General features: G+C 68.4%; 2 protein-coding genes. One reads left to right on the top strand and one right to left on the bottom strand.

The window, feature by feature from the left end:
• Positions 1-824: AAA family ATPase (locus DBR34_RS10545; RefSeq protein ID WP_258223814.1), on the bottom strand; the 824-nt coding region annotated here is incomplete at its 3' end.
• An 82-nt stretch (positions 825-906) separates the two neighbouring features.
• On the opposite strand from DBR34_RS10545, the gene DBR34_RS10540 reads away from it, so the two are divergent.
• On the top strand, positions 907-2028 hold a 1122-nt coding region (locus DBR34_RS10540; protein ID WP_181393969.1), incomplete at its 3' end, for a glycosyltransferase family 39 protein.

The raw sequence follows: 2028 nt of genomic DNA, 5'->3' as shown, positions 1-2028 counted from the left end.
ACCGCCACGAACAGGGTCTGCACGTCTTCGGGCACCACGTGCGTGCGACCGAGCAGCAGCGCATGCGCCTTGGCCGCATGCAGCAGCGCCAGGCCGGCACGGGGCGACAGCCCCACGCGCACGCCGGCGTGCTGGCGGCTGCGGGTGAGCAGCGCCTGCACGTAGTGGATCAATGCGTCGCTGGCATGCACCTGGCGGGCCGCCTCGCGCAGCGTGCGCACCTGTGTGTCGTCCAGCCGCGGTTGCGCCTGTGCGATCAGGTGGCGGCGGTCGGTGCCGCGCAGCAGTTCGCGTTCGGATTCGGCATTGGGATACCCCAGGGCCAGCCGCAGCAGGAAGCGGTCCAGCTGCGAGTCGGGCAGCGGGAAGGTGCCCGACAGATCCACCGGATTCTGCGTTGCGATCACGAAGAAGGGATCGGGCAGCGGGTGGGTGACACCGTCCAGGGTGACCTGTTGCTCGGCCATCGCTTCGAGCAGTGCGCTCTGCGTGCGCGGTGGCGCGCGATTGATCTCGTCGGCCAGCAGCACATGGGTGAACACCGGGCCGGGATGAAACTGGAACTGGCGGCTGGCCGCATCGTAAACCGAGACGCCGAGCACATCTGCAGGCAGCAGGTCCGAGGTGAACTGCACGCGCTGGAAGCCCAGCCCCAGGCTGGAGGCCATGGCGTGGGCCAGCGTGGTCTTGCCCAGACCCGGCAGATCCTCGATCAACAGATGACCGCCGGACAGCAGGGCGACGAACGCGAGCCGCACTTCATGGGCCTTGCCCAGCACCAGTCCGTTGACCTGGTCCTGGGCGCTGCGGAGGGCCTGTCGCACTACATCGGTTAGCATGGCTGGCACGTGGGGCGAATTTTCCATGTCCGTCTCGTGTCGATGATTCCTTCGATTCTATAGAGCAATGCAGGGCGAACAACGCGCACGCACGATTTTTCTGCTGTTGTGGACGCTGGTCACCGCGGTGAAGCTGGTGATCGCGGCGCGTCTGCCGTTGTTCGTGGACGAAGCGTTCTACTGGCAGGAAGGACAGCATCTGGCGGCGGCCTATTCCGACCTGCCGGGGCTGACCGCATGGCTGTCGCGGCTCGGGGTGGAGCTGGGGGGCGCGCATGTACTGGCCCAGCGCCTGCCGTTCCTGGCGATCGGCGCAGCGTTGCCGTGGCTGGTCTCGCGCATTGCGATGCGCTGGTTCGGTGCCGTGGCGGGGTGGCAGGCCGGCAGCCTGACCTTGCTGATGCCGCTGTCGGGCACGCTGGGCATCCTGGCGGTGCCGGATGTGCCGATGGCGCTGGCGGCCGTGCTGTGCCTGGACGCCGGGGCGCGCCTGCTGCGTACCGTGGACGCTGCGTCGGCAGTGAAACTGGCCCTGGGCCTGATGATCGGCGCGCTCAGCCATTACCGCTTCATCGGCGTGATCGTGGTCGGTTTCATCGCGCTGCTGCTGTTGCCGCAGGGGCGCCGCACGCTGCGCGACCCGCGCGTGTGGGTGGCGCTGGCGGTGGGTGTGCTGGCATGGCTGCCGTTGTTGTCGTGGAATGCCGACAACCATGATGCCGGCCTGAAATTCCAGGTGGTCGAGCGCCATCCGTGGGCGTTCGAATGGAGCGGCCTGTGGTTCCTGGTGATCCAGCCGATGCTGGTGACCCCGATCCTGTGCATGGCGATGTGGAAGGTGGCGCTGGCCGGCACCCGCAGCGGCGGGGGTGCCCGTGCGCAGTGGCGCTACTTCGGCCTGGTGGGCGCGGTCTCGACCGTGGCGATCTTCGGGCTGGGCTTCTTCACCGATGTGGAGCGCATCAGCTTCCACTGGCCGCTGCCGGGCTACCTGGCGCTGCTGGTCGCAGTGCCGGTGGTGCTCAACGGGTGGCCGCGCTGGCTGCGGCGCACCGGCTGGTGGCTGGCCGGTACAGGCCTGGCGCTGGCGTTCGGCTACTACCTGATGGCGTCCACCCCGAGCCTGCGCGAGCAGCTGGCCGGCGACAAGTACTACCCGCGCAACTTCGCCGGCTGGGAGCCGCTGGCC

It is taken from the genome of Stenotrophomonas sp. HMWF003, from assembly GCF_003061285.1.
Classification (GTDB): domain Bacteria; phylum Pseudomonadota; class Gammaproteobacteria; order Xanthomonadales; family Xanthomonadaceae; genus Stenotrophomonas; species Stenotrophomonas maltophilia_AP.
Note: the sequence above shows the minus strand (reverse complement) of the source record. Positions and strands in the feature narration are given on the sequence as shown.